At 74.0% G+C, this 20,281-nt stretch carries 21 protein-coding genes and 1 riboswitch; of the genes, 19 read left to right on the top strand and 2 right to left on the bottom strand.

From position 1 onward, the window contains the following. The coding region (locus tag B0E53_RS17020) for a transcription antitermination factor NusB (protein ID WP_246835444.1) at positions 1 to 1,441 on the top strand (1,441 nt) is incomplete at its 5' end. 209 nt (positions 1,442 to 1,650) lie between these two features. Further along, entirely contained in the window at positions 1,651 to 3,390 is a 1,740-nt protein-coding gene (locus tag B0E53_RS17015; RefSeq protein ID WP_107076969.1) for a M28 family peptidase, read from the top strand. Between the two features lie 43 nt (positions 3,391 to 3,433). On the opposite strand, the gene B0E53_RS17010 is transcribed toward B0E53_RS17015, so the two are convergent. Next, positions 3,434 to 4,324 (bottom strand): septum formation family protein, encoded by an 891-nt coding sequence (locus B0E53_RS17010; protein WP_107076968.1) that lies wholly within the window; start codon positions 4,322 to 4,324, stop codon positions 3,434 to 3,436. Positions 4,325 to 4,411: 87 nt separating this feature from the next. Further along, on the bottom strand, positions 4,412 to 5,299 hold the full coding sequence (locus tag B0E53_RS17005) for a septum formation family protein (RefSeq protein ID WP_107076967.1): 888 nt from the start codon (positions 5,297 to 5,299) through the stop codon (positions 4,412 to 4,414). Between the two features lie 259 nt (positions 5,300 to 5,558). Here B0E53_RS17005 and rpe point away from each other — a divergent pair, with 259 nt between their 5' ends. The 17 genes from rpe to pheT all read left to right on the top strand — a co-directional run. Further along, positions 5,559 to 6,239 carry a ribulose-phosphate 3-epimerase gene (rpe, locus tag B0E53_RS17000; protein ID WP_107076966.1) on the top strand — a complete coding sequence of 227 codons (681 nt, stop codon included), beginning with the start codon at positions 5,559 to 5,561 and terminating at the stop codon, positions 6,237 to 6,239. 1 nt (position 6,240) lies between these two features. Beyond that, the gene (locus B0E53_RS16995; protein ID WP_107076965.1) at positions 6,241 to 7,197 is read left to right on the top strand and encodes a response regulator; all 957 of its coding nucleotides are present in this window, start codon (positions 6,241 to 6,243) and stop codon (positions 7,195 to 7,197) included. An 81-nt stretch (positions 7,198 to 7,278) separates the two neighbouring features. Then, a riboswitch (FMN riboswitch) is annotated at positions 7,279 to 7,451 on the top strand. A 169-nt stretch (positions 7,452 to 7,620) separates the two neighbouring features. Then, positions 7,621 to 8,682 carry a bifunctional diaminohydroxyphosphoribosylaminopyrimidine deaminase/5-amino-6-(5-phosphoribosylamino)uracil reductase RibD gene (ribD, locus tag B0E53_RS16990; protein WP_107076964.1) on the top strand — a complete coding sequence of 354 codons (1,062 nt, stop codon included), beginning with the start codon at positions 7,621 to 7,623 and terminating at the stop codon, positions 8,680 to 8,682. Position 8,683: 1 nt separating this feature from the next. After that, the gene (locus B0E53_RS16985; protein WP_107076963.1) at positions 8,684 to 9,295 is read left to right on the top strand and encodes a riboflavin synthase; all 612 of its coding nucleotides are present in this window, start codon (positions 8,684 to 8,686) and stop codon (positions 9,293 to 9,295) included. Further along, positions 9,295 to 9,990, top strand: coding sequence for a nicotinamide riboside transporter PnuC (pnuC, locus tag B0E53_RS16980; RefSeq protein WP_107076962.1), 696 nt, complete (start codon positions 9,295 to 9,297; stop codon positions 9,988 to 9,990). The genes B0E53_RS16985 and pnuC overlap by 1 nt, the downstream gene beginning before the upstream one ends. After that, positions 9,987 to 11,252, top strand: coding sequence for a bifunctional 3,4-dihydroxy-2-butanone-4-phosphate synthase/GTP cyclohydrolase II (locus B0E53_RS16975; protein WP_107076971.1), 1,266 nt, complete (start codon positions 9,987 to 9,989; stop codon positions 11,250 to 11,252). Before pnuC ends, B0E53_RS16975 begins: the two co-directional genes overlap by 4 nt. A gap of 2 nt (positions 11,253 to 11,254) precedes the next feature. Then, complete coding sequence (ribH, locus tag B0E53_RS16970) at positions 11,255 to 11,749, top strand: 6,7-dimethyl-8-ribityllumazine synthase (RefSeq protein ID WP_107076961.1); 495 nt, start codon at positions 11,255 to 11,257, stop codon at positions 11,747 to 11,749. A 45-nt stretch (positions 11,750 to 11,794) separates the two neighbouring features. Further along, positions 11,795 to 12,076: a phosphoribosyl-ATP diphosphatase gene (locus B0E53_RS16965; protein WP_221623237.1), complete on the top strand. Its 282-nt coding sequence runs from the start codon at positions 11,795 to 11,797 to the stop codon at positions 12,074 to 12,076. Positions 12,077 to 12,120: 44 nt separating this feature from the next. Continuing rightward, on the top strand, positions 12,121 to 12,966 hold the full coding sequence (gene hisG / locus B0E53_RS16960; protein ID WP_107076960.1) for an ATP phosphoribosyltransferase: 846 nt from the start codon (positions 12,121 to 12,123) through the stop codon (positions 12,964 to 12,966). Next, positions 12,963 to 13,925, top strand: a complete 963-nt coding sequence (locus tag B0E53_RS16955; protein ID WP_107076959.1) for a DMT family transporter — start codon at positions 12,963 to 12,965, stop codon at positions 13,923 to 13,925. Before hisG ends, B0E53_RS16955 begins: the two co-directional genes overlap by 4 nt. 89 nt (positions 13,926 to 14,014) lie before the next feature. After that, a complete protein-coding gene (locus B0E53_RS16950; protein ID WP_107076958.1) occupies positions 14,015 to 14,473 on the top strand; it encodes a PH domain-containing protein in 459 nt (152 codons plus the stop codon). Between the two features lie 330 nt (positions 14,474 to 14,803). Beyond that, on the top strand, positions 14,804 to 15,454 hold the full coding sequence (gene infC, locus B0E53_RS16945; RefSeq protein WP_088970981.1) for a translation initiation factor IF-3: 651 nt from the start codon (positions 14,804 to 14,806) through the stop codon (positions 15,452 to 15,454). Positions 15,455 to 15,473: 19 nt separating this feature from the next. Further along, positions 15,474 to 15,668, top strand: a complete 195-nt coding sequence (gene rpmI, locus B0E53_RS16940) for a 50S ribosomal protein L35 (RefSeq protein WP_026267805.1) — start codon at positions 15,474 to 15,476, stop codon at positions 15,666 to 15,668. Between the two features lie 32 nt (positions 15,669 to 15,700). Then, positions 15,701 to 16,093: a 50S ribosomal protein L20 gene (rplT, locus tag B0E53_RS16935; RefSeq protein WP_046564689.1), complete on the top strand. Its 393-nt coding sequence runs from the start codon at positions 15,701 to 15,703 to the stop codon at positions 16,091 to 16,093. A 32-nt stretch (positions 16,094 to 16,125) separates the two neighbouring features. Continuing rightward, positions 16,126 to 17,010 (top strand): RNA methyltransferase, encoded by an 885-nt coding sequence (locus B0E53_RS16930; RefSeq protein WP_107076957.1) that lies wholly within the window; start codon positions 16,126 to 16,128, stop codon positions 17,008 to 17,010. 170 nt (positions 17,011 to 17,180) lie between these two features. Continuing rightward, positions 17,181 to 18,254 (top strand): phenylalanine--tRNA ligase subunit alpha, encoded by a 1,074-nt coding sequence (gene pheS / locus B0E53_RS16925; RefSeq protein WP_107076956.1) that lies wholly within the window; start codon positions 17,181 to 17,183, stop codon positions 18,252 to 18,254. A 40-nt stretch (positions 18,255 to 18,294) separates the two neighbouring features. After that, the coding region (gene pheT / locus B0E53_RS16920; RefSeq protein WP_107076955.1) for a phenylalanine--tRNA ligase subunit beta at positions 18,295 to 20,281 on the top strand (1,987 nt) is incomplete at its 3' end.

Below are 20,281 nucleotides of genomic sequence, written 5' to 3'. Positions count from 1 at the left end.
TCCCGGACGCCGGGGCGACGGGCCGCCGCGCGAGGGGCGTTTCGGCGCCGACCGGCGCGGCGGTGTCCGGCGCCCGGCCCGTCCGGCCGTGGACCTGCCGCGGCACGTCGCGTACCAGGCGATCGCTGCGGTGCACCGGGACGACGCGTACGCCAACCTGGTGCTGCCGGCGATGCTCCGCGACGAGGGGCTGACCGGCCGGGACGCCGCCTTCGCCACCGAGCTGACCTACGGCACCCTGCGCCACACCGGCACCCTGGACGCGATCATCACCGACGCGGCCGGCCGGGACGTGCAGCGGATCGACCCGCCGGTGCGGGACGCGTTGCGGCTGGGGACCTACCAGCTCCTGCACACCCGGGTGCCGGCGCACGCGGCCGTGTCGTCCACCGTGGACCTGGTCCGCACGGTCGGTCCCGGGGCCACCGGCTTCGCCAACGCGGTGCTCCGCGAGGTGGCCGGCCGGGACACGGACGGCTGGGTGGCGAAGCTCGCCCCGTCCGAGGAGACCGACCCGATCGGCCACCTCGCGCTGGCGTACAGCCATCCGCAGTGGATCGTCCGGGCCTTCGCCGAGGCGCTCGGCGGCGACCTGCGCGAGACCGCCCGCCTGCTCATGGAGGACAACGAGCGCCCGCCGGTGCACCTGTGCGCCCGGCCCGGCCTGGCCGACCCGGTGGCGCTGGCCGACGAGGTCGGCGGGGCGCCTGGCGCCTTCTCGCCGTACGCGGTCTACCTCTCCGGCGGCGCCCCGGGCGAGCTGGCGGCGGTGGCCGAGGGGCGCGCGCACGTCCAGGACGAGGGCTCCCAGCTGGTGGCGAACGCCCTCGCGGTGGCGCCGCTGGACGGGCCGGACGGCCGCTGGCTCGACCTGTGCGCCGGCCCCGGCGGCAAGGCCGGCCTGCTCGGCGCCCTGGCCGCGGAACGCGGCGCCCGGCTCACCGCGGTCGAGGTCGCCGAGCACCGGGCCCGGCTGGTCGCCCAGGCCACGCGGGGCCTGCCGGTCACCGTGGTGCACACCGACGGGCGCACGGTCGGGGCCGATCCGAAGCTCCCGGAGGGGCACTTCGACCGAGTGCTGGTCGACGCCCCGTGCACCGGGCTCGGCTCGCTGCGCCGCCGGCCGGAGTCCCGCTGGCGGCGCCAGCCGTCGGACCTGCCGCCGCTGACCCGGTTGCAGCGCGAGCTGCTCACCGCGGCGCTGCGCGCGGTCCGGCCGGGCGGCCTGGTCGCGTACGTGACCTGCTCGCCGCACGTCGTGGAGACGCACGTGACGGTGACCGAGGCGTCCCGCCGGTGCGGCTTCCCGGTCGACTTCGTCGACGCCCGCCCGCTGCTGCCCGCGGGCATGCCCGGCCTGGGGGACGGCCCGACCGTGCAGCTGTGGCCGCAGCGGCACGGCACCGACGCGATGTTCCTGGCTGTGCTGCGGAGGGGCTGAGCGCGGACCCGATCGACGGGTGCAGGTGAACGCGGAGCGGGGCCGCCGGTGACGGCGGCCCCGCTCCGCGCATCATGTGACACCCCGGTTGACTCTTACATCGATACATGTAACTGTTCCGATCATCGGCCCCGCGGGGCTCCCACCGGAGTCCACGGGTCGTGCCACCCCCGCCAGTACGTCCCGCCGACCCCCCATGAGGAGTCTCCATGAGACGCAGAACGCCGACCGCGGGCCTCGCGCTCGCCCTCTTCGCCGCCGTGACGGCGACCCTCACCACCACGGCCGCCTCCGCCGCCGCCGCCCCGGTGAGCGCCGCCCCCGCGCTCGCCGCCGCCGCGCCGGACATCTCGGTGACCAACGTCCAGGCCCACCTCACCCAGCTCAACACCATCGCCAGCAACAACGGCGGCACCCGGCGGGCCGGCTCGGCCGGCTACACCGCCTCGGTCAGCTACGTGAAGGCCAAGCTCCAGGCCGCCGGCTACACGGTCACCGAGCAGTACTGCTCCGCCTGCACCTACCCGTCGAACAACCTGATCGCCGAGTGGCCGCAGGGCCCGGCCGACCAGGTGGTCATGTTCGGCGCGCACCTGGACAGCGTCTCCGCCGGCCCGGGCATCAACGACAACGGCTCCGGCTCGGCCACCCTGCTGGAGAACGCACTGGTCCTCGCCCAGCAGAACCCGAGCATGACCAAGCGGGTCCGGTTCGCCTGGTGGACCGACGAGGAGCAGGGCCTCAACGGCTCGGAGTTCTACGTCAACTCGCTCAGCGCCACCCAGAAGAGCGCCATCAAGGGCTACTACAACTTCGACATGGTCGGCTCGACCAACGGCGGCTACTTCATCAACCGGCTCACCTCCACCACGGCGGCGCCGCTGAAGGCGTACTGGGACTCGCTCAACCTCCAGCCGGAGGAGAACGTCGAGGGCCAGGGCCGCTCCGACGACTACTCCTTCCAGCAGGCCGGCATCCCCACCTCCGGCTACGCGGCGGGCGCCAGCGCCCGCAAGACCACCGCCCAGGCCGCCAAGTGGGGCGGCACGGCGAACTCCGCGTACGACTCCTGCTACCACCGCTCCTGCGACACCACCGGCAACGTCAGCGCGACGGTCCTCAACCGCAGCGCCGACGGCGTCGCGTACGCGATCTGGCAGCTCGCGGTCGGCGGCGGCACCCCGACCGACGACTTCTCCGTCGCGGTGAGCCCGGCCTCCGGCAGCGTCGCCCGGGGCGGCTCCACCACCGCCACGGTCAGCACCGCCACCACCAGCGGCAGCGCCCAGACCGTGAACCTGTCGGCCAGCGGCGCCCCGAGCGGGGTGACGGTGGGCTTCAGCCCGTCCTCGGTCACCTCGGGCGGCTCGGCCACCATGACGGTCAGTGTCTCCGCGACGGCCACCACCGGCACCTTCACCATCACGGTCACCGGCACCGGCTCGGTCACCCGCAGCGCCGGCTACACCCTCACGGTGACCGGCACCGGCGGCTGCACGGGCGCCCAGCTCATCGGCAACAGCAGCTTCGAGTCGGGCAGCACGCCCTGGACGGCGTCGTCGGGTGTCATCACCAACTCGTCGAGCCAGGCGGCGCGGACGGGCTCCTACAAGGCGTGGCTGGACGGGTACGGCAGCAGCCACACGGACACGTTGTCGCAGTCGGTGAGCATCCCGGCCGGGTGTTCGAGCTACACGCTGTCGTTCTGGCTGCACATCGACACGGCCGAGACCACCACGGGCACGGCGTACGACAAGCTGACCGTGCAGGTCGGGTCGGCGACGCTGGCGACGTACTCGAACCTGAACGCGGCGAGCGGTTACGCGCAGCGCAGTTTCAACCTGGCGGCGTACGCCGGGCAGACCGTGACGCTGAAGTGGACCGGGGTGGAGGACGCCTCGCTCCAGACCAGCTTCGTCATCGACGACGTCACACTCCAGGTCGGCTGAGCGACCCGGGCGGGGTGGGCTCGCGGGCCCACCCCGCTCCCGCTCAGGTGACCGGCAGGGCCTTGCTGCCGCCGCCCTTGAGCGAGCGGGTCAGCGTCCGGTCCGAGACCCAGAGGAAGCACTGCACACCGCGGTCGCCGTCCAGCCACTCCTCCTCGAAGGGGTGGTAGATGATCGTGCCGGCCCGGTAGACCATGTCGCTGTTGTTCGGCACCTTCACGTACTTCGCGATCAGCCCGCGGCAGCCCTTGTGCGCCCGCAGCGAGGTGCGCTGGAACTCGGCGTAGCTGATGTCGGGGAAGTGGTAGACCCCGACGAACTCGGCGTGGTGCTTGGCGGTGCAGGCGACGGGCCGCATCTCCTCCACGTCGTCCTTCTTGAGCTTCGGGTTGAAGCAGCCCAGCGTCAACGGCGAACCCGCCTTCAGGGCGTTGCGCAGGCTGCCGCTGCGCGCGGTGACGCTGCCGTCGTCCAGGCTGGCCACCTCGGAGACGTCGCAGCGGAACCAGCGGGCCCCGCCGGTCCAGGCCAGGGCCGACGGGAAGACCACCGACAGCCGCAGCCGCCCCGAGTGCCAGTCCGCGCCGACCGCCTTGTTGACCTGCTTGGCGCACTCGGCGTGGGCGGCCCGGGTGCCGGCCGAGCCGGCCCGCGGGGGAGCGCCGCGTTCCGCGTCCGGGCCGGTCAGGGTGCCCACGTGCAGCGTCTCGGCGCGGTGCGTGGCCGCGCAGTCGACCGGGTTGTAGCCGCTGAGGTAGCCCACGTCCTGGATGGTGGGGTGGCAGGCGCCGGACTCCGGCACGAAGGCCGTCGGGGCGCCGAAGGCGGGCCAGTCGTCGGCCAGGTCCCGGTCGACCCCGGCCGGCGCGCCGCAGCCGCCCAGTGCCAACACCGCCGTCACGCCCACGGCGACCGCCGCCCACCATCGCCGCATCGCGACCGACCTCCCCGTCGTCCGTGGTCGGGCCACCGGCGCGGAGCGCCGGGTACGCCTCGGCGGTGCAGCATACGGCACCGGGGCTCAGATGACGGGTAGTCCCTCGGGGCCGGCACCGCGCATCGACCGGGTGAGCTTGCGGTCGTCGCTCCACAGGAAACAGCGCACCCCCCGGTCGCCCTCCTCCCACTCCCGCTGCGACGGCGGGTAGAAGATCGAACCGGCCCGGTACGGCAGGTCGGCGTTGTTCGGCACGGCGGCGAAGGCGGCGATCAGCGCCATGCAGCGGCGGTGCACCTCCGGGGCCGCCCGGGTGAAGTCCGGCCAGGTCCGGTCCCGCTCCTCGTACACGCCGACGAACTCGGCCCGGTGCGGCTCGGTGCAGAGCACCGGGGCCATGTAGTTCAGGTTCTCGCCGATCAGCTTGGGGTCGAAGCAGCGGTGCACCAGCGGGTTGTCGCCCACCATGGCGCCGCGCAGGCTGCCCAGCCGGTTGACCGGCCGGGTGTTGTCGATGCTGTCGGTCTCGGCCAGGTCGCAGCGGAACCAGCGGGCCCCGGCCACCCAGGCGGTCACCGGGGGCAGCGCGATGTTGAGGGTGAGCCGGGCGGAGTGCCAGTCCCCGCCGATCACCTCCCGGGCCCGCTGGTCACACTCGGCGCGGGCGGACCGCAGCGCGGGCGACCCCGGCTCCGGCCGGGCGCCCTGCGCCGTCGGCCCGGTGAACCTGCCGACGTGCACCGTCTCGGCCAGGTGGCTGCCCGCACAGTCGACCGTCTCGTAGGTGGCGGCCTGCACCACGGGCGTGAGCCGGGACAGGCAGGCGTCCGTGGCGGGGACGAACAGGCGCGGCGCGGGCAGCGCGGCCCAGTCGTCGGTGAGGTCCCCGTCGGCCCGGTGGGGTGGGACGCAGCCGGTCAGGACCACCGTCGCCGTGCCGGCCAGCGCCAGCGCCACGAGCCACCGTCGCATCGTCCGCCCTTCCCGGGAGATGACAGCCGGCCGCCGCGGCCCGTGCGGCGTTCCGCGCGACCGGGCGTGCAGCATATGTGACAGTCCCTGTAGGAGTTTCGTCCTGTTTCGATCGTTCGGCCAGTCACGGATGGCTTTTCGTGTCGATATCCCGCGCCGGACGGGCCGGTTCTGCGCTGAGAGTCACGGCTGGGTCACGGCGGGTTCCCGGCGGTGCCGCGCTGCGGGCGGCGGGTGACCGCGTTCGTACACTGGCCCCGTGACCGTACCGCCGCTGATCGTCGCGCCCAGCATCCTGGCCGCCGACTTCGCCCACCTCGCCGACGAGGTCCGCGCCGTCGAGCACGCCGCCGACTGGTTGCACGTGGACGTCATGGACAACCACTTCGTGCCCAACCTGACCATCGGGCTGCCGGTGGTGCAGAGCCTGCGCGCGGCGACCGAGCTTCCCTTCGACGTGCACCTCATGATCGAGGACCCGCGCCGCTGGGCGCCCGGGTACGCCGACGCCGGCGCGTACAACGTCACGTTCCACGCCGAGGCGTGCGACGACCCGGTGGCGCTGGCCAAGGACCTGCGCTCGGCGGGGGCGAAGGCCGGGCTGGCGATCGACCGGGACACCCCGATCGAGCCGTACCTGGACCTGCTGCCGAGCTTCGACACGCTGCTGATCATGACGATCAAGGCCGGCTTCGGCGGCCAGCGGTTCATCCCCCACCTGCTCGACAAGGTGCGCGCCGCCCGGCGGCACGTCGCGAGCGGCCACCTGGAGCTACGCATCGAGGTGGACGGCGGGATCGCCGCGGACACCATCGAACAGGCCGCCGCGGCGGGCGCCGACGCCTTCGTCGCCGGCACCGCGGTCTACGGCGCCGACGACCCGGCCGAGGCGGTCCGCCGGTTGCGCGGCCTGGCGGAACGCGCGGCGACCGGGGCCTGACATGGATCCGGCCGGCGACCGACCCGACGTGATCCTGGTCGTCGACGACGACGAGGACATCGCCCGCTTCGTCGAGTTCAACCTGCGGCTGCACGGCTTCGAGGTGCTGCACGCCGGCGACGGCCAGGAGGCCCTGGAGGTCATCGAGCGGCACCGGCCGGACCTGGCCGTGGTCGACCTCATGATGCCGCGGATCGACGGCCTGGAGCTGACCCGCCGGCTGCGCGCCGACCCGATGACCTCGGCCCTGCCGGTGATCATGCTGACCGCCAAGGGGATGACCTCCGACAAGGTCAACGGCCTCAGCGCCGGCGCCGACGACTACCTGGTCAAGCCCTTCGACACCGCCGAACTGGTCGCCCGGGTCAGCTCCACGCTGCGCCGCAACAAGGAGTTCCGCGAGGTCTCGCCGCTGACCGGGCTGCCCGGCAACAGCCGGATCCGGCGGGAGATCAGCGACCGGGTGCGCAGCGGCGTCGACTACGCCGTCGGCTACATCGACATCGACCGGTTCAAGAGCGTCAACGACCGGTACGGCTTCGTCCGCGGCGACGAGTTCATCTCCGCGCTGGCCCGCAGCCTGCACCGGGCGGTGGTCTCGATCGGGCTGCCACCGGCCTTCCTCGGCCACGTCGGCGGCGACGACTTCGTCATCGTCTGCACCCCCTCCCAGGTCCGGCCGCTCACCAGCCGGGCCGTGGTCGACTTCGAGAAGGCCGCCGACGCCCTCTACGATTCCACCGACCGGGAGCGCGGCTTCGTCGAGCTGAAGGACCGGCGGGGCAACATCCGCCGGGCCGCCCTCGTCACCCTCTCCATCGGCGTCTCCCTGTCCGACTCCGGCAAGCGCTTCACCGACCCGCTGGAGGCGATCGCCGTGGCCTCCGAGATGAAGACGGTCGCCAAGAGCCAACCGGGGTCATACGTCGCGGTCGACCGGCGCCGGGGCGTGACGTGACGAACCGGCCCGCGCTGTGAGGTAGCTCGCCTCTGTGGCGCGACCCGCCGCGCGGCGTGTAAGACTTCCGGTGTACCCACCACGCGCTGGCGGGGCTCGGTGAAATTCCGAACCGGCGGTGATCCACGGTCCGACCGTGGTAAGCCCGCGACCCGGACGGCTTCGGCCGCACGGTGGACCTGGTGAGAATCCGGGGCCGACGGTTGGGGTGCGGTTCGTCCGCCCCCAGACAGTCCGGATGGGAGACAGCGCGCGGGACGGGGAGGGCCCTGCCGGGCGCTGAGCACCCTCAGCCGCCGCGTGGGCTCCCCGGGGCCGGCTGTGCCGTCCCCGGATCTCCGCCGCCGCGTGTCCGCGGCATCCGTGCCGCCTTCTCCCTGAACCGCCCGCGCGCGACCGGCGAGCGAGAGGACAGGGCTGGCGATGGCGAGCGTCTCCGTGGACGAGGCGATGCGTCGCGCGATCGCGCTGGCCGCCCGCGGGCTCGGCGCCACCAGCCCCAACCCGGTGGTCGGCTGCGTCCTGCTGGACGCCGACGGCGAGGTCGTCGGCGAGGGCTTCCACGCGTACGCGGGCGGTCCGCACGCCGAGATCGTCGCGCTGGCCCAGGCCGGCAAGCGCGCCCACGGCGGCACCGCCGTGGTCACGCTGGAACCCTGCGACCACACCGGCCGCACCGGCCCCTGCAGCCACGCGCTCATCGCGGCCGGCGTCGCCCGCGTCGTCGTCGCCGTCCCGGACCCCAACCCGGTCGCCTCCGGCGGCGCGGCCACCCTGCGCGCCGCCGGCATCCAGGTCGAGGTCGGGGTACGCGCCGAGGAGGCCGAGGCCGGCAACATCGCCTGGCTCACCTCGATGCGCCGCGGCTGGCCGTACCTGATCTGGAAGTACGCGGCCACCCTCGACGGGCGTTCCGCCGCGGCCGACGGCACCAGCATGTGGATCACCTCCGAGGCGGCCCGGATCGACGTGCACGCCCTGCGCGGCACCGTCGACGCGGTGATCGCCGGGGTGGGCACCGTGCTCACCGACGACCCCCGGCTCACCGCCCGCAACCTGCGCGACGGCACCCTCGCCATCCGGCAGCCGCTGCGGGTGGTGGTGGACAGCTCGGGGCGTACCCCGGCCGAGGCCCGGGTCCGCGACGGCGCCGCCCGCACCTGGGTGGCCACCGCCGCGGAGGTCGGGGCCGGCCCGGACGGCCGGGTCGACCTCGCGGCGCTCCTCGCCGAGCTGCACCACCGCGGCGTGCGGGCCGCGCTGCTGGAGGGCGGCCCCACCCTCGCCGGCGCGTTCCTCGCCGCCGGCCTGGTGGACAGGATCGTCGGGTACGTCGCGCCGAAGCTGCTCGGCGCCGGCCCGACCGCGCTGCTGGACGCCGGCGTGACCACCATCGCCGACGCCATCGACCTGGAGCTCACCGACGTTACGCAGGTCGGCCCCGACCTGCGGATCACCGCGCTGCCCCGGAAGAGGGAGGCCTGACATGTTCACCGGCATCGTCGAGGAACTGGGCGAGATCGTCCGGACCACCGACACCGGGAGTGACTCGGCGCTGGTCGCGGTCCGCGGCCCGCTGGTCACCTCGGACGCCCGGCACGGCGACTCCATCGCGGTCAACGGGGTCTGTCTCACCGTGGTCGACGTCGACGGCGGGGTCTTCACCGCCGACGTGATGGGGGAGACGCTGCGCCGCACGGCGCTCGGCGCGCTGCGCCCCGGCGACCCGGTCAACCTGGAGCGGGCCGCCGCGCTGAACAGCCGCCTCGGCGGCCACCTCGTGCAGGGGCACGTCGACGGGGTCGGCGAGCTGCTGAGCCGGGAGCCGGCCGCGCAGTGGGAGACGGTCCGGTTCCGGCTGCCCGCCGGCCTTTCCCGCTACGTGGTGGAGAAGGGCTCGATCACCGTCGACGGCATCTCGCTGACCGTCGCCGGGGTCGGCGACGACTGGTTCTCGGTCGGGCTGATCCCCACCACCCTCAAGCTCACCACCCTCGGCGCCAAGGGCGTCGGCGACCCGGTCAACCTCGAGGTGGACGTGCTGGCCAAGTACGTCGAGCGGCTGCTCGGCGACCGCGCGGCGGGAGGCGACCGGTGATGGGCCCGCTCGGCTGGCTGCTCGACGCCCAGGTGCACGTGGCCGGCTCGCCGGTGCTGGTCCGGGAGATCGTCGGCAACGTCTTCGGCCTCGCCTCGGCGCTGCTCGGGCTGCGCCGGCTGGTCTGGGCCTGGCCGGTCGGCATGATCGGCAACGCGCTGCTGTTCACCGTCTTCCTCGGCGGGGTGTTCGTCACCCCGCAGGCGCACGACCTCTACGGCCAGGCCGGCCGGCAGGTCTTCTTCTTCGCGGTCAGCGTCTACGGCTGGTGGCGCTGGTCGCGCAACCGCCGCGCCGGCGGCGGGGAGCAGCCGGCGGTCACCCCGCGCTGGGCCACCTGGCCGGAGCGGCTGGGCCTGCTCGCCGCCGCGGTGGTCGGCACCGCGGCCGCGTACCCGGTGCTGGCCGCGCTGGGCTCCTGGGGGCCGCTGCCGGACGCCTGGATCCTGGTCGGCAGCCTGCTCGCCACCTACGGGATGGCCCGCGGGTGGGTGGAGTTCTGGCTGGTCTGGATCGCCGTCGACGCGGTCGGCGTGCCGCTGCTGCTCCAGGGCGGCTTCTACCCGTCGGCCGCCATGTACCTGGTCTACGGCGGGTTCTGCGCCGCCGGCATGTTCGCCTGGTGGCGCACCTCCCGGGCGACGCCGCCCGCCCGCACCCCGATCCCGCCGACGTACTCGGAGGCCGTGGCATGACGAGCTTTGGCAGCATCGAGCAGGCGGTGGCGGACATCGCCGCCGGCCGACCCGTCGTCGTGGTCGACGACGAGGACCGGGAGAACGAGGGCGACCTGATCTTCGCGGCCGAACTGGCCACCCCGGAGCTGGTCGCGTTCATGGTCCGCTACACCTCCGGCTACATCTGCGTGCCGCTCACCGACAGCGAGTGCGACCGGCTGGACCTGCCGCCCATGCACCACACCAACCAGGACCGGCGGGGCACTGCGTACACGGTGACCGTGGACGCCCGGGAAGGGGTCAGCACCGGCATCTCCGCCGCCGACCGGTCACACACCATCCGGCTGCTCGCCGCCGCGTCGACCGACCCGACCGACCTGGCCCGCCCCGGGCACGTGGTGCCGCTGCGCGCCCGCCAGGGCGGGGTGCTGCGCCGCCCCGGGCACACCGAGGCGGCCGTGGACCTGACCCGGCTCGCCGGGCTGCGCCCGGCCGGGGTGCTCTGCGAGCTGGTCAACGACGACGGCACCATGATGCGCCTGCCCGACCTGGAGAAGTTCTGCGCCGAGCACGGGCTGACCCTGGTCACCATCGCCGACCTGATCGCCTACCGGCGGCGCACCGAGAAGCAGGTCGAGCAGGTCGCCGAGGCGCGGATGCCCACTCCGTACGGGGTGTTCCGGGCGCTCGGCTACCGCGCGGAGCACGACCCCGCCGAGCACGTGGCGCTGGTCATGGGCGACCTGGGCGACGGCAGGGACGTGCTGGTACGGGTGCACTCCGAGTGCCTCACCGGGGACGTCTTCGGCTCGCTGCGCTGCGACTGCGGCCCGCAGTTGCAGGCCGCGCTGGCCCGGGTGGCCCAGGAGGGGCGGGGCGTGGTGCTCTACGTGCGCGGGCACGAGGGGCGGGGCATCGGCCTGCTGCACAAGCTCCAGGCGTACCAGCTCCAGGACCAGGGGCGGGACACCGTGGACGCGAACCTCGACCTGGGGCTGCCGGCCGACGCGCGGGACTACGGCACCGGCGCGCAGATCCTCTACGACCTCGGCGTCCGCTCGATGCGGCTGCTGACCAACAACCCGGCCAAGCGGGCCGGGCTGGAGGGGTACGGCCTCACGGTGAGCGGCCGGGAGGGGCTGCCCGTGCGGTCGAACCCGGAGAACGTGCGCTACCTGCGCACCAAGCGGGACCGGATGGGCCACCTCCTGGAGGGGCTGGACGAGGTGACCGAGGCGCCGATGGGCCGCCCGGTCGCCGGCGACGAGATCGGAGCATAGACATGGCGGGTTTCGGCGAACCGGGCGTGACCGTGGTGGACGCCGCCGGGCTGACCGTCGGTATCGTGGCCGCGCGCTGGCACAGCGACCTCACCGACCACATGGTCGACCGGGCGGTGGCCGCGGCCGAGGCGTGCGGCGCGCAGACCGTGGTGGCCCGGGTGGCCGGCTCGGTCGAGCTGCCCGTGGTGGCCCAGGCGATGGCCCGCCGGTACGACGTGGTGGTCGCCCTCGGCGTGGTGGTGCGGGGCGCGACCGCGCACTTCGACTACGTCTGCCAGTCGGTCACCGAGGGGCTGACCCGGGTGGCGCTGGACGAGGGCAAGCCGGTGGCCCACGGGGTGCTGACCGTGGAGACCATCGAGCAGGCCCGGGATCGTGCCGGGCTGCCCGGCTCGGCGGAGGACAAGGGCTGGGCGGCCACGGTGGCGGCGCTGGACGCGGCGCTGGCCATCCGGGGCCTGGACGCCACCAGCCGCCGGGTCGGCTTCGCCTGACCAGCGGGAAGCAGGCCCCCCGGGGCGAGTGGTCACCGGGGGCGGCTGGAAGAATCGCCTTCCGTGAAGACGTTCGAGGAGTTGTTCGCCGAGCTGCAGGCCAAGGCCGCCGCCGGCACCCCGGGCTCGGGCACGGTCGCCGCTCTGGAGAAGGGCGTGCACTTCATCGGCAAGAAGGTCGTCGAGGAGGCGGCCGAGTCGTGGATGGCCGCCGAGCACGAGGGCCCGGAGCGGGCCGCGGAGGAGATCTCCCAGCTGCTCTACCAGGCCCAGGTGCTGATGCTGGCCACCGGTCTGGAACTGAAGGATGTCTACCGACATCTGTGAGTGCCCCGTCCGCTGATCAGTCGATCGATCGAAGGAGCACTCCCATGCTGCGTGTCGCCGTACCCAACAAGGGCGCCCTGGCCGAGTCGGCCGCCGGGATGCTGCGCGAGGCGGGCTACCGCCAGCGCACCGACCCGAAGGACCTGGTCTGCCGGGACGAGCCCAACAACATCGAGTTCTTCTACCTGCGCCCCAAGGACATCGCCACCTACGTCGGCTCCGGCGACCTGGACGTCGGCATCACCGGGCGGGACCTGCTGGTCGACTCCGGCGCGCCGGCCGAGGAGGTCGTCGACCTCACCTTCGGCCGGGCCACCTTCCGGTTCGCGGCCCGCCCCGACGACGTGGACTCGGTCCAGCAGCTCGGCGGGCACCGGATCGCCACCGCGTACCCGGGGCTGGTCGAGCGGCACCTGGCCGAGCTGGGCGTCAAGGCCGAGGTGATCCGGCTGGACGGCGCGGTGGAGAACGCCATCCGGCTCGGCGTGGCCGACGTGGTCGCCGACGTGGTGGAGACCGGCGCCACCCTGCGCCAGGCCGGCCTGGTGGTCTTCGGCGAGCCGCTGCTGCGCTCCTCGGCGGTGCTGGTCCGCCGGGCCGGCGCCCCCGGCTGCGCCCAGCAGGAGCAGCTGCTGCGCCGGCTGCACGGCGTGCTGGTCGCCCGCCGGTACGTGATGCTCGCCTACGACGTGCCGGCCGGCCTGCTGGACCGGGCCAGCTCGCTCACCCCGGGCATCGAGTCGCCGACCGTCTCCCCGCTGCACCGGGAGGGCTGGGTGGCCGTGCAGGCCATGGTGCTGCGCGACGACGTGCACCGCATCATGGACGAGCTGTACGAGCTGGGTGCTCGGGCCATCCTGGTCACCAACATCCACGCCTGCCGGTTGTGAGGCCGCTGCCGGTCCCGGCCGCCCTGGCCGTGGTCGTCCTCGGCGGGGTGGCCTCGGCCGCGCAGGGCGTGGTCAACGCCGAGCTGGGTGAGCGGGCCGGGGACCCGCTCATCGGCGCGGTGGTCAACAACCTCGGCGGCTCCCTGATCGTGCTGCTCGGGCTGGTCGTCGTCCCCTCGATGCGCGCCGGGCTGGCCGGGCTGCGCCGCTCCGGCCTGCCCTGGTGGGCCTTCCTGGGCGGGCTGGGCGGGGCGGCGATCGTGGTGATCGGCCCGTTCGTCGTGCCGGCGCTCGGGGTGGCGATCTTCACGATCGCCCAGGTGGCCGGGGGGAGCCTCGGCGGCCTGGCCGTCGACCGGGCCGGGCTGGCCGCGACGGGCCGGCTGCCGCTGACCGGGCCCCGGGTCGTCGGGGCGCTGCTCGGGATCGCCGCGGTGACCCTGGCCCAGCTCGGCCGGCCGGTCGGCGACCTGGCGGTCGGGCTGGTGCTGCTCTCGGTCGCCGGCGGCCTGGCGGTGGCGTTGCAGTCCGCGCTCAACGGGCGGGTCGCCGCGGCCGTCGGCCCGGCCGCCGGCCTGGCGGTGAACTTCCTGGTCAGCACCTCGGTGATCGCCGCGGTGGCGGCGCTGGCCGGCGTGTTGGCCCGCCACCCGAGCTGGCCCACCCAGTGGTGGCTCTACGTCGGCGGCCTGTTCGGCGTCGGCATCGTGCTCGCCCTGCTGGTCGGCGTCCGCGCCGCCGGGGTGTTGCGCACCGGCCTGGCGCTCGTGGCCGGGCAGCTCGGCGGGGCGTTGCTGCTGGACGTGGCACTGCACGGCGGCGCCGGGGTCCGGCTGCCGGTGCTGGCCGGGGCGGTGCTCACCGGGGTGGCGGTGCTGGTGGCCGGCCGCGGGCGGCGCGTCCCGCGGCGCGTGGCGGCGGAACGCGAGCCCGAGCCGGATGGCAGACTGGTTCCGTGAGCGAGCGGAGCGAGCGAACCAGCAGGCTCAGCAGCGCGGCGCCTCGCGCCGGCGCGGAGCGAGGCGAGGCCGCGGTTCGAGGCGATTCAGTGGTGACCGTGCGGCCGCGGCGGATCCGGGTGGTCTGCTGGGCGTCGGCCGTCACGCTGCTGGTGGTGTTCAGCCTGGTGGCCACCTCCCTGACCGGCGCGACCGGCGACGGCTACGGCTCGTTCCAGCGGGGCGATCAGCTCGCCATGGTGGGGCTGGGCGTCTTCGGTGCCCTCGGCTTCCTGCTCTTCACCCGTCCCCGGGTGGTGGCCGACGCCAAAGGTGTCCGGGTCCGCAACGTGATCAGCTCGTACGAGCTGCCCTGGGAGGTGATCCGCGGGGTCCGGTTCGACCGGGGCGCCCCGTGGGCCAGCCTGGAGCTGCACGACGACGACCTGCTGCCGATGGTCGCCCTCCAGGCCGCCGACAAGGAGCGCGCCGTCGAGGCGGTCCGCGCCCTGCGCCGCCTGCACCAGGCCCACCTGGCCGCCCTGGCCGACCCGGCCACCCCGCGCTGACCGCCCGCCGCGTCCCGGCCGGCCCGGTTTGGGGAGGGCTGGGGCGAGGGTGTAGTGTTGCGGAGTCGACCAGACTGCCCTCAGGGCGGTCCTGAAGCGGAGCGCCTGCTCCCACCCGAGTCGCCCCCTTAGGTGGCCGGGTCCCGGTCTCCCGGTTCCGGGCACGTCCCGGTCCCGGATGCGCGATCCTGTGATCGTGCCGACCGGTCGAGTGGGCCCTGGCATGCGCCGGGGCCTTCTGCTTTCCGGGTCGGCTCCCGTCCGGGAGCCCGCGGAGTCGGCATCGTAGAAGACTCGACTCGAGGAGGCCCCATCAGCGTCGAACCACGCGTGAACGAGCAGATCCGGGCACGTGAGGTCCGACTGGTCGGCCCTGAGGGTGAGCAGGTGGGCATCGTCCCGCTGGAGCGCGCCCTGCAGCTGGCCGCGGACGTCGACCTGGACCTGGTCGAGGTTGCGCCGATGGCGCGCCCGCCGGTGTGCAAGCTCATGGACTTCGGCAAGTTCAAGTACGAGAGCGCACTCAAGGCGCGCGAAGCGCGGCGTAACCAGCAGCAGACCGTCATCAAGGAGATGAAGCTCCGGCCGAAGATCGACCCGCACGACTACGAGACCAAGAAGGGTCACGTGGTGCGGTTCCTCAAGGCGGGCGACAAGGTCAAGGTGACGATCATGTTCCGCGGTCGCGAGCAGAGCCGCCCGGAGCTGGGTTACCGGCTCCTGCGTCGGCTCGAGTCCGAGATCACGGACCTGGGATACGTCGAGGCCGCTCCGAAGCAGGACGGCCGCAACATGATCATGGTTCTCGCTCCGCACCGGGCCGTGAAGGCCTCCGCGGTCGCCGCCACGGCGTCCCGCGGCGGGCCCCGCGACCGGGCCGCGGAGGAGTCGGCCGCCCCGGCAGGTGGCGAGACCCCGGCGGCCGGCGAGACCGCAGCAGCCGGCGAGACCGGCACGACCGCTGACACCAGCGGTCAGTAACAGGGGAGAGACGTTCCACATGCCGAAGATGAAGAGCCACACGGGTATGGGCAAGCGGGTCAAGGTGACCGGCAAGGGCAAGATCGTTGCCCAGCAGGCCGGCCTCCGCCACAACCTGGAGAAGAAGCCCTCCACCCAGACCCGGCGGCTGACCGGCACGGTCGAGCTGGCCAAGGCCGACGTCAAGCGCATCAAGAAGCTGCTCGGCCGCTGACGCGCGCCACCTGAACCGAAGAAGGAGTTGAGATGGCACGCGTCAAGCGGGCTGTGAACGCCCAGAAGAAGCGTCGTACCCTGCTGGAGACCGCGAGCGGCTACCGCGGTCAGCGCTCCCGGCTCTACCGCAAGGCCAAGGAGCAGGTGCTGCACTCGATGCAGTACGCCTACCGGGACCGTCGCGACCGCAAGGGCGACTTCCGGCAGCTCTGGATCCAGCGGATCAACGCCGGCGCCCGGGCCAACGGCCTGACCTACAACCGGCTGATCCAGGGCCTGCGCCTGGCCGGCATCGAGGTCGACCGCAAGATCCTGGCCGACCTGGCCGTCAACGACGCCGCGGCGTTCGCCGCGATCGTCGAGCTGGCCCGCGCCGCCGTGGCGGCCGAGGGCACCGGTGGCGCCGCGGCCCAGGCCGCCTGATCCACCCGTACCAGCAGATCGAGGCGTCTCCCATGCCGTCAGCACCGCACGGGAGGCGCCTCGACGCTGTTCCCGGCCCGTTCACCCCGCGTACCCCGCGGGTGGTCGCCGCCCGCCGGCTCCAGCGCCGGCGGGACCGGGAGGCCACCGGCCGGTTCCTGGCCGAGGGACCGCAGGCCGTCCGCGAGGCGCTCGCCCGCGCCGGCACCGTGGTCGAGCTGTTCGGCACCCCGGCGGCGCTGGACCGGTACGCCGACCTCGCCGCGCTGGCGGCCCGCGCCGACGTGCCGGTCTCCGAGGTCACCGACGAGGCCCTCGCCGCGCTCGCCGAGACCGTCGCCCCCCAGGGCCTGGTCGCCGTCTGCCGGCACCTCGACGTACCCCTGGACGCCGCCCTGGCGCGCGGACCGCGCCTGGTCGCGGTGCTCGCCGAGATCCGCGACCCCGGCAACGCCGGGACCGTGCTGCGCACTGCCGACGCGGCCGGCGCCGGCGCGGTGGTCTTCGCCGGCGACGCCGTCGACCCCTACAACGGCAAGTGCGTGCGGGCCTCCGCCGGCAGCCTGTTCCACGTCGACGTGGTCCGCGCCACCGAGCCGGTCGCCGTGGTCGCCGCGCTGCGGGCCGCCGGGCTCACCGTCCTCGCCACGACGGGGTACGGCGACACCGACCTCGACGACCTCGCCGACGCCGGCCGGCTCGCCGCACCGACCGCCTGGCTCTTCGGTTCCGAGGCGCACGGGCTGCCCGAGGAGTTGACCGCCGCGGCCGACGCCCGGGTCCGGGTGCCGCTGCACGGGCGCGCCGAGAGCCTGAACCTGGCTGCGGCCGCGGCCGTCTGCCTGTACGCTTCAGCGAGAGCTCTGCGCCGACCCACGGGTCCGCGCGGCCACACAGCAGGGGAGTCAGCCGGATGATGAACGCGCCACGGCGTTCGTTTAGCCAGCCCGCCGGTGTCGGCGGGCGGCGGGCCTGACCCTTCCTCCTGCTCGACTCCCACCGGCGGGCTGCGGCGAAGCCGCGCGTCCGTAGACTCGCCTAGCCGCCCGTGAGGGCCGGCGCCGCCGTGAGGGAGTGCCCGTACGCCATGAGCTACCGCAACGATCCGTACGACCCGAAGCAGGTCGCCCTGCTCGACCCGGACGCCCTGGCCGCGGCCGTGGCCGACGCCGAGAAGGCGTTCGCCGCCGCCGCCGACCCGGACGCGCTGACCGCGCTGCGCCCCGCGCACCTCGGGGACCGGTCCCCGGTGTCGCTGGCGCGCCGGGAGATCGGCGCGCTGCCGCCCGCCGCGAAGTCCGACGCCGGCAAGCGGGTCAACGAGGCCCGCCGCGCCATCGAGACCGCGTACGCGGCCCGGCAGGAGATCCTGGAGCGCGAGCAGGCCGAGCGGGTGCTGGTCGAGGAGCGGGTCGACGTGACCCTGCCCTACGACCGGCGGCCGCGCGGCGCCCGCCACCCGCTGAGCACCCTGATGGAACAGATCAGCGACCTGTTCGTCGGGATGGGCTACGAGGTGGCCGAGGGCCCCGAGGTCGAGCTGGAGTGGACCAATTTCGACGCGCTGAACATCCCCGCCGACCACCCGGCGCGCGGCCTCATGGACACCTTCCACATCGCACCCCCGGCCGGCGCGGACAGTTCCGGTCTGGTGCTGCGTACCCACACCTCGCCGGTGCAGGCGCGCACCATGCTGACCCGCAAGCCGCCGATCTACGTGGTGGTGCCCGGCCGGGTCTACCGCACCGACGAACTGGACGCCACCCACGCCCCGGTCTTCCACCAGGTCGAGGGCCTCGTGGTCGACAAGGGCATCACCATGGCGCACCTGCGCGGCACGCTCGACCACTTCGCGCGGGCCATGTTCGGCGAGGGCGCGAAGACCAGGTTCCGGCCGCACTACTTCCCGTTCACCGAGCCGTCCGCCGAGTTCGACGTCTGGTTCCCGGAGCACCGGGACGGTCCGCGGTGGGTCGAGTGGGGCGGCTGCGGCATGGTGAACCCGCGGGTGCTGCGTGCCTGCGGCATCGACCCGGAGGTCTACTCCGGATTCGCCTTCGGCATGGGCATCGACCGGACCGTCATGTTCCGGCACGGGGTCAGCGACATGCGGGACATGGCCGAGGGCGACGTGCGGTTCACCCGCGCGTTCGGGGTCTGACGGTGCGGGCACGAGTTACGGAGACGGTGGTTTAACAGTCATGCGAGTTTCTGTCAGTTGGCTCCGGGAGCACGTCGACCTCCCGGCCGACCTGCCCACCGGCGACCTGGAGCAGGCGCTGGTCGACCTCGGCATCGAGGTCGATTCCGTGGTGGACCTGCGGGAGACCGTCACCGGCCCGCTGGTGGTCGGTGAGGTGCTGGAGATCGAGGAGCTGACCGGCTTCAAGAAGCCGATCCGGTTCTGCCGGGTGGACGTCGGCGCCGCCAACGGCACCGGCGAGCCGCAGGAGATCGTCTGCGGGGCGCGCAACTTCGCCCAGGGCGACCGGGTCGTGGTGATCCTTCCCGGCGGCGTGCTGCCCGGCGACTTCCACATCGGCGCGCGCAAGACGTACGGGCGCAACTCCCACGGCATGATCTGCTCCGCCAAGGAGCTGGGCCTGGGCGACGACCACTCGGGCATCATCGTGCTGCCCGAGGACACGAAGGCCTTGCCCGGCGACGACGCCCGCCCGGTGGTCGGCCTCGACGACGTCGTGGTCGAGCTGGAGATCACTCCGGACCGCGGGTACGCGCTCAGCGTCCGGGGCCTCGCCCGCGAGCTGTCGCACGCCCTCGGTGTGCCGTTCCGCGACCCGGCCGAGCTGCCGGCCCCGGGCGCGACCGCCGAGCCGGCGTACCCCGTCGAGGTGCGCGACACCGTCGGCTGTGACCGGTTCGCCGCGCGGATGGTCCGCGGCGTCGACCCGACCGCGCAGACCCCCGGCTGGATGTCCCGGCGGCTCACCGTGGCCGGCGTCCGCAGCATCTCGCTGCCGGTCGACATCACCAACTACCTGATGCTCGAACTCGGCCAGCCGATGCACGCCTTCGACGCCGACCGGATCAGCGGACCGCTGGTGGTCCGCCGGGCCGAGGCGGGGGAGAAACTGACCACGCTGGACGGCGTCACCCGCACGCTGGTCGCCGAGGACATGGTGATCTGCGACGACAGCGGGCCGATCTCGCTCGCCGCGGTGATGGGCGGCGAGACCAGCGAGGTCGTCGCCTCCACCACGGACGTGCTCTTCGAGGCGGCGCACTGGGACCCGGCCATGGTCGGCCGCACCGCCCGGCGGCACAAGCTGTTCAGCGAGGCGGCCAAGCGCTGGGAGCGGGGCGTCGACCCGGCGCTGCCGCTGGTGGCGCTGGAGAAGGCGGTCCGGCTGCTCACCGAGCACGCCGGTGGCACGGCCGGCGCCGAGGTCCTCGACCTCGACCACGTCCGGCCGCGTACCCCGGTGACCCTGCCGGCGGACCTGCCGTCGCGCCGGGTCGGCGTGGCCTACCCGACGGAGCGGGTGGTGGAGCTGCTCGAGCAGGTCGGCTGCACGGTCACCCGGGGCGCCGACCGGCTCGGCGAGGACCCGGGCGAGACCGGCGTCGCCGCCGCGGGCGAGGGTGCCGTGCTGAGCGTGACCCCGCCGAGCTGGCGGCCCGACCTCACCGACCCGGCCGACCTGGTCGAGGAGGTGGTCCGCCTCGACGGCTACGACCGGGTGCCGTCGGTGCTGCCCACCGCGCCCCCCGGCCGCGGCCTCACCGCACCGCAGCAGCGCCGCCGGGCGGTCGCCCGGTCGCTCGCCGAGCGCGGGTACGTCGAGGTCCTGGCGCACCCGTTCGTCGCCGCGGAGCTGGCCGACCAGCTCGGCCTGCCGGCCGACGACCCGCGCCGCCCCGCGGTGCGGGTGGCCAATCCGCTGTCCGAGGAGGAGCCGCTGCTGCGCACCACGCTGCTCGGCCCGCTGCTCGGCATCCTGAAGCGCAACGTCGGCCGGGGCCAGCGGGACGTGGCGATCTACGAGATCGGCACGGTGTTCCACCCGCGGCCGGGCGCCGGCGCGCCGCCGGCCATGGGCGTGGAGCGGCGGCCGACCGACGAGGAGTTCGCCCGCGCCGACGCGGTGGTGCCGGACCAGCCGCGGCACGTCGCCGTGGCGCTCACCGGCGAGATGGATCCGGCCGGCTGGTGGGGCGCGGGACGCG

Source organism: Micromonospora sp. MH33 (assembly GCF_003013775.1).
Taxonomy (GTDB): domain Bacteria; phylum Actinomycetota; class Actinomycetes; order Mycobacteriales; family Micromonosporaceae; genus Micromonospora; species Micromonospora fulviviridis.
Note: the sequence above shows the minus strand (reverse complement) of the source record. Positions and strands in the feature narration are given on the sequence as shown.